Below are 6,721 nucleotides of genomic sequence, written 5' to 3' on the forward strand. Positions count from 1 at the left end.
CCAGAAACACTGCGGCCAACAACACCGCGGCCAACAACTCACCCCCGCCCGCGCGGCGGCCGGAGGCCGCCCAGGTTCGCGGCGGTGGGGCGCCCGCCCTTTGGGCGCCCCGGCGACGCGAACCGGACGCGCCGCCGCAGGCACTGCGGCCAACAACTCAGCCGCCGACAGGGCCTTCGGCGGCCGGAGAAGTCTCGTACGCCTGACGGGACCCGCACACGCTCGCCAGTGGGCAAGCGCATCGCGACCCGTCGGCCTCCATCCGTACGACCACCGACTCGCGCGGCACGTCGTGGCCGACGACCCGGCCGCGACCCTGCTCGGTCTCGACCGTGTCACCCACCGCGGGTGCCTTGGACTTGAAGTTGGCGTAGAGCGGGTGCTCGTACTTCAGGCAGCACATCAGCCGGCCACACGCACCAGAGATCCGCATCGGGTTCAGCGGCAGGTCCTGGTCCTTGGCCATCCGGATGCTGACCGGCTCGAAGTCGACCAGAAACGTCGAACAGCACAGGTCGCGACCACATGAGCCGATGCCGCCCTGCAGTCGCGCCGAGTCGCGGGCGGACAGCTGACGCAGTTCGACCCGCGCTTTGAGAGTGGCGCCCAGGTCGCGTACGAGCGCGCGGAAGTCGACCCGGTGGGCGGCGGTGAAGTAAATGGTGGTCCGGTTGTCGTCCGGCGCGTGATCCACTCCGACCACCTTCATCGGCAGCTCGTGGTCGCGGATCAGCCGCTTCGCCGCGACCCGCGCCCGGGCTTTCACCCGCCGCTGGTCGTGGTCCCGTTGCAGGTCGTCCGGCGCGGCCACGCCGACGATCTCCGGGAAGCCGTCAGTGTCCTCGGTCACCCACTGCGGCGCCCAAACACACTGCGCGACCTCGTTCCCGTCGTCGGTGGGCACCAACACGTTGTCGCCCACCGCCGGCTGGAACTTGCCCGGCTGAAAGTAATACAACCGCCCATAGCGGTTGAAAGTCACGGCACAGATCATCCCCACTACTGAAGCGTAACCCCCGTCACTATGCTGACGTTTCGTCGTTGGGTAGATACGGATCAGAGTGGGTCCGCGTCTCGGCCCTGGGGGCCTGCAGCGCCGCAGGAGGCATAAGTGCTGGAAAGTCGTTCTCGTCAGAGGTTGGCAGCGCTGCTCACCGCCGCCACGGTCGGGCTGCTGTCCGTGCCGATGGCGGCCGCCGCGGCTACCCCCAACGGCCAGGAGCCGCTGCCCAGCGAGCTGTTCCGGTCCGACACCAGCGCGGCGATGGGGTCACTGTCCATCGCGGTGCCCGGGTCGCCGGCGCTGCCGGGGCTGCCGGCCACCTCGTTCGCCTTCGACCGGTCCGCGACCACGATCCGGTCCGACGCGGTCGCGAAAGCCAACGCGCAAGCCGCCTTCCTGGTCGGCGGGCCCAGCGACCAGATCCCGAAGAACAGCGTCAGCCAGCTCGCGCCGCCGGACAACGCGCAGCCAACGCTGTCCGACATCATCACCATCCCGGACAACCCCGTGCTCTCCGGCCAGGTCGGCAAGCTGGCCGCGCAGGCCCGCTGGGGCGGCTGCCCGAGTACGGCCGGCATCCTCGCCGCCTCGCAGACCAACCTGCTCGACGTGAAGGTGCTGTCGTTGACCGGCAGTGCGCTGCCGATCCCGGTCGGCAACCCGCTGAACGGCCTGCTTCCCAAGGGCGTGCTGCCGATCGGCGGCGGCGTGCCGCTGGTGTCCGGCACCACCGGGACCACCGGCAGTGGTGTGACGGCCGCCGACGCCCCGGCAGTGGCATACACGGACTCCCGCGGCGGCCTGGTGACCGTCAGCGGCCAGAAGGGCCTCGGCGTCACCTCGCAGGCCACTCTCGGGCTCGCCGACCTGCAGCTTTTCGCTGGTACGCCGGCGCAGACCACGTTGCGGCTCACGTCGCCGGCCAAGCTCACCGCCACCGCCGGCGGCGCCAACGGCAAGTCCAGCGTCTCGTACTCCGCGCCAGCCCTCACCGTGACCGGCCCGGACGGCAAGGCGCAGACCATTGCCACGCCCGGCAAGACGGTGGAGATCGGCCTCGCCGGCCTGGCCGGGCTGCCTGGCCTGCAGAATGTCGGCCTTCCCGGCCTGCTGCAGCCGCTGGGCAACCTCGGCGGCGTGGTGCCCGGCAGCACCAGCCCGCTGCCGGACATCAGCAAGGCCTATCTGGCCAAGATCACCATTGGTGACCTGTCCGACCAGCAGGACAGTCCGACGGTCGCCAGTGGCCGGCTCAGCATGCTCCGGCTCGACCTGCTGTCGCTGGACGGCGTCACGCCGCTGGTGTCCATCGCGCTCGGCGACCTGAGCGCCCACGCCGAAGCCCCCCGCGGCGGCGTTGTCTGCCAGCCGATCGCCGCCCCCACCACCGCGGCGCCGATCGCGAACCCCGGCACCGGCGGCACCCTCCCGGTCACCGGCACCCAGGTCACCGTCTTCCTGCTGGCCGCCGGCGCCCTGGTCCTGCTCGGCCGGTTCGCGATGGTCATCGCCGCCCGCCGGTCCTAGCCCATCGTTTCTCAGCAACAGCCCCCTACGCCGTCTTTCGCGTACGGGGGCTGTTGCTTGAGAAAAAGCGCGGTCAGCCGCGCCAGAGGGAGATCATCATGTCCTCGACGGCGATCTTCGGCTTCACGTTCAGCTCGATCGCCTCGCGGCAGGCCAGTACGGCGTTGAGCCGCCGCAACACCGACTCCGGCGTCCAGGCGGCGGCAGCCCGGCCGGTTACCTCGGCGATGTCCGGATGGATGCGAGGCACCTCGGCGCCGACCCGGCTCACCAGGACATCGCGGTAGAAGGCCGCCAGATCGATCAGGGCGCGATCGAGGGTGTCTCGGCGCGACCGGGTGGCTCGGGACTTCTGCCGGCGCTCCAGGTCCTTCACGATGCCCGCGGTGCCCCGGGCTGCGCTCGCGGCGCCCTTGCCGGTGCCACCGGCGCCCAGGGCCTGCTTCAGTTCGGCGGTCTCCTTGTCCGCGACGCCGTCCAGTGACGCGTCCGCCTCAGCCTCGGAGGCGGCGATGAACTTCTCGGCCGCCGTGAAGCAGGCGCTCAGGTTGGTCAGCGACCTCGGCACCTCCAGGACCTCCTTGCGGCGGTCCCGAGCGTTGGAATCGCGGGCCAGCCAGCGGGCCCGACCGACGTGGCCCTGCGACGCGGCGGCGGCCCAGCGGGCGGTGTCGTCGTCGACTCCGCCTCGTACGAGCACCTCGGCCACAGCCTCAGCGGAAGGCGTACGCAACGGCACCAACCGACAGCGCGACCGGATCGTGACGGCCACGTCGTCCGGGTGCGACGAGGGCGCGCAGAGCAGGAAGACCGTACGATCCGGCGGCTCTTCGACCGCCTTCAGCAAAGCGTTGGACGCCGATTCGGTGAGCCGGTCGGCGTCCGCGATCACCACGACCTGCCAGCGGCCGCCACCGGGTGCTCCGGCGGCTTGTACGACCAAAGCCCGCACCTCGGTCACGCCGATGCTCAGGCCCTCCGGCTCAACGGACCGGACGTCCGCGTGGGTGCCATGCAGGGTCGTACGGCATCCGTTGCACGCCCCGCACCCGTAGCCGTTCTCGCACTCCAGCGCCGCCGCGAAGGCCTTGGCGGCGACCGAGCGGCCCGATCCGGGCGGCCCGGTGAACAGCCAGGCGTGGGTCATCTCGCCCGGCGCCACCGGCTGGCCGGCGGTCAGTTGGGCGGCCGCGACGGTTGCTCGGCGCAGCACGGTGACCGCGTCCGGCTGGCCGACGAGTACGGAGAAGACGTCCTCGCTCATCGAGGCGCGGATCCGTCCAGCCACTGGGTGGCGTCGTCGGTGCGATCGCTCAGCGACCGCAGGTCCTGCGTCTCGGTCACCGCAAGCATCGAGTCAAGGTCCGGGTCCAGGGTGGTGGTCGTGTCCGCGTCCCAGGGCAGCGCGTTGATCGGGTCGGGCGCGCCGGGCATGATCCGGGCGATCCGCATCCGGACCTGGGTGGCGATGTCCTCCTCGCCGGAGTTGGCGTCGATCACCAGGTAGCGGTCCGGATCGGCGTCGGCGAGAGTGCGGAAACCGTCCCGTACCCGCTCGTGGAAGGTGACTTCCTCGTCTTCCAGCCGATCGGTCGCACCCCGCTGCCGTACGCGTGCGAGGCCCACCTGCGGGTCAATGTCGAGCAGCACGGTCAGGTCCGGACGCAGCTCGCCGGTGGCCCAGCCGGACAGCCAGCGGATCTCCTCCACCGGCAGTTCCCGGCCGGCACCCTGATAGGCCAGCGAGGAGTCCACATACCGGTCGGTGACGACGACCGCTCCTTCTTTGAGGGCCGGCCGGATCACCGTCGACACGTGCTCGGCCCGGTCGGCTGCGTACAACAGCGCCTCGGCCCGGCTGGACAACTTGTCGCCGCGCGGATCAAGCAAGATGCCACGCATCCGGGCCCCAGCCGGGGTGGCGCCGGGCTCGCGGGTGACCACACACTGCTGGCCGGCCATCCGCATCCACGCGGCCAGCTTGACCGCCTGGGTGGACTTGCCGGCGCCCTCGCCGCCCTCGAACGCGACGAAGAGGCCGGTCCGGATGGGAGCGTCCGGCACGCCCAGCGGACGGCCGCGCATCGAGCTGATCAGATCCGGAAGCAGGGGCACGCCCGGCCGGTCATCCATGTGCCGGAAGGCGACGACACCGGCGATCACCCCGAGGATGCCGGCGAGCAGCAGCAGGATCCGGGACGAGCTGATGGTCGGGTGCAGGATGCCGAGGTTGAGCACGTGTTCGCCGCCGAGGCCGACCAGCAGCGAGCTGACCGCGATCGTCAGGAGCAGGACCACCCGTACCGCACCCTGCACGAACGCGAACACTCGGCCGCGCACCCAGTCACGTACTTCGGTGCCCAGCAGGGTCGTACCGGACAGGAAGGCCATCCCTGAGCCGAACCCGACCGCCACCACCAGCGGCAGCGCGATCGACAGGTGCGGCGCGAGGCCGAGCAGCGCCACCATCGCGGCCGCGAAGACGATGCTGAGGCCGAACCAGCGGCGCCGGGACAGCTTGCCCACCAGCCGCGGTCCCAGGCCCATGCCCAGCCCGAGGCCGATGAAAAGCGACGCGAAAAGCAGGCCGAACGCGGCCGGGCCGGCGCCGAGGCTGGTCGCATAGAACGACGACGTACCCACCACCACGCCACCAGCGGCGAAAGCGCCGCAGATGCCCAGCACGAGCCCGCGCAGTGCCGCGTTGTGGTGCAGGAACTGCCAACCGTCGATCAGCGACCCGACCCAGCCGGGCTTGCTGGCCGCCGGCGCGGCGCCCCGGCCGCTGATCTGCGGGATGAAGTAGACAACGGCCGCGGCGGCCAGGAACGTCAGCGCGTTCAGGTAAAGCGCGAAGTCGACCGGCTGGACCAGCAGCCGGGTGGTCTGCTCATTCGCGAGGCTGCGCAGGCCGCGCTCGACGGCCGCTAGCACGAGGGCGGCCAGCACCGGCGCGATGCCGTACGTGGTGATCAGCGACAGCTGGTTGGCGGCCTCCAGCCGGCCGGGCACCAGGTTCGGCACCGCGGCTTCCTTGGCCGGGATCCAGATCATGCTGATCGCCTCGACCAGGAAGGTGGCGATCAGGGCCCAGGTGACCACCGCGGCCGGGCTCGCGAGCAGGCCGGCCAGCGGAATCGACAGGAACAGCACAAAGCGGGCCACATCGCAGACCACCATGGTGATCCGCCGGTCGAACTTGTCCGCCAGCAGGCCGGCGAGCGGCAGCAGCACCAGCGCCGGCAGCAGCTTCATGACCACCACGCCACCGAACGCGGCGCCCTGCGCGAAGGAACCGCTCACGTGGCCGGCCGCGAACAGGCTGGTGGCCAGCAGGCCCAGCCAGTCGCCGAAGCTGGACAGCCCGAGCGTCAGCCACAGCCGGCGGAACGGCCGAATCCGTAACACGCCCAGCAGGGAAGCCGCACTGTGGTTGCCCTGGGTCGTCTCGGGGCTGCTGATAGCGGCCTCCCTGATCGTCGGGGACCTGCTCGGGTGGTCACTGCGGCGGCACCCGAGCGGGCTTTGTCTCGCGGATACCCGGTTTCTGCGATTTGCCGTCCGAGCGTAGCGGCCACCGCCGACACCCCTGACGGCCACTCACCGATTATCGACGCCGACGTGACCACCGCGAGCACTATGCGTACACAGAATCGCCCAGCGTGACCACAACGCTCACCCTCCGAACCTGCGGCCGCCGAGATGCCGTGCACCACTCGCAGGGTGCGGCGCAAAACTGTCGTACCCACCCCCAAAAATCACCCCCACCCAGTGACGGGTGGGGGGCGGGTTTGAGGACCGATGTTCAACTGAAAATTAAGGTCTACCTCTCGACCCACCCCCCGCCCGTTCAAAGGGAGGGGGAAAGAAAAACAGACACCTACGACAATTTCGCGCCGCTACGGCTTGTCGCGGCTAAACCAGCCACACAGGTTTCCATCCCGACCCCGCCCGCGCGGTGGCCGGAGGCCGCCCAGGTTCGTGGCGGTGGGGTGCCCGCTCTTTGGGCGCCCCGGGGATGCGAACCGGACGCGCCGCCGCAGGAACTGCGGCCAACAACTCAGCCGCCCAGGTTCGCGGCGGTGGGGTGCCCGCCTTTTGGGCACCCCGGCGACGCGAACAGTCACATCACCCAACCACCCGCGCGGCGGCCGAAGGCCGCCCAGGTTCGTGGCGGTGGGGTGCCCGCTC

The 6,721-nt window shown here is 70.6% G+C and carries 5 protein-coding genes; 2 read left to right on the forward strand and 3 right to left on the reverse strand.

Annotation, left to right across the window (positions count from 1 at the left end):
* Positions 1-157: 157 nt before the first annotated feature.
* Positions 158-982, reverse strand: a complete 825-nt coding sequence (locus ABD301_RS02345) for a PSP1 domain-containing protein (protein WP_344306646.1) — start codon at positions 980-982, stop codon at positions 158-160.
* 156 nt (positions 983-1,138) lie between these two features.
* Between ABD301_RS02345 and ABD301_RS02350 the strand changes: the two genes are divergently transcribed.
* Entirely contained in the window at positions 1,139-2,530 is a 1,392-nt protein-coding gene (locus tag ABD301_RS02350) for a hypothetical protein (RefSeq protein ID WP_344306648.1), read from the forward strand.
* 73 nt (positions 2,531-2,603) lie between these two features.
* Here the strand turns inward: ABD301_RS02350 and ABD301_RS02355 are convergent, their stop codons facing one another.
* Positions 2,604-3,794, reverse strand: a complete 1,191-nt coding sequence (locus ABD301_RS02355) for a DNA polymerase III subunit delta' (protein ID WP_344306650.1) — start codon at positions 3,792-3,794, stop codon at positions 2,604-2,606.
* On the reverse strand, positions 3,791-5,938 hold the full coding sequence (gene tmk / locus ABD301_RS02360) for a dTMP kinase (RefSeq protein ID WP_344306652.1): 2,148 nt from the start codon (positions 5,936-5,938) through the stop codon (positions 3,791-3,793). The genes ABD301_RS02355 and tmk overlap by 4 nt, the downstream gene beginning before the upstream one ends.
* A 584-nt stretch (positions 5,939-6,522) precedes the next feature.
* On the opposite strand from tmk, the gene ABD301_RS02365 reads away from it, so the two are divergent.
* A partial coding sequence (locus ABD301_RS02365) for a hypothetical protein (protein ID WP_344306654.1) occupies positions 6,523-6,721 on the forward strand: 199 nt, incomplete at its 3' end.

This window comes from Fodinicola feengrottensis, assembly GCF_039530045.1.
Classification (GTDB): Bacteria; Actinomycetota; Actinomycetes; order Mycobacteriales; family HKI-0501; genus Fodinicola; species Fodinicola feengrottensis.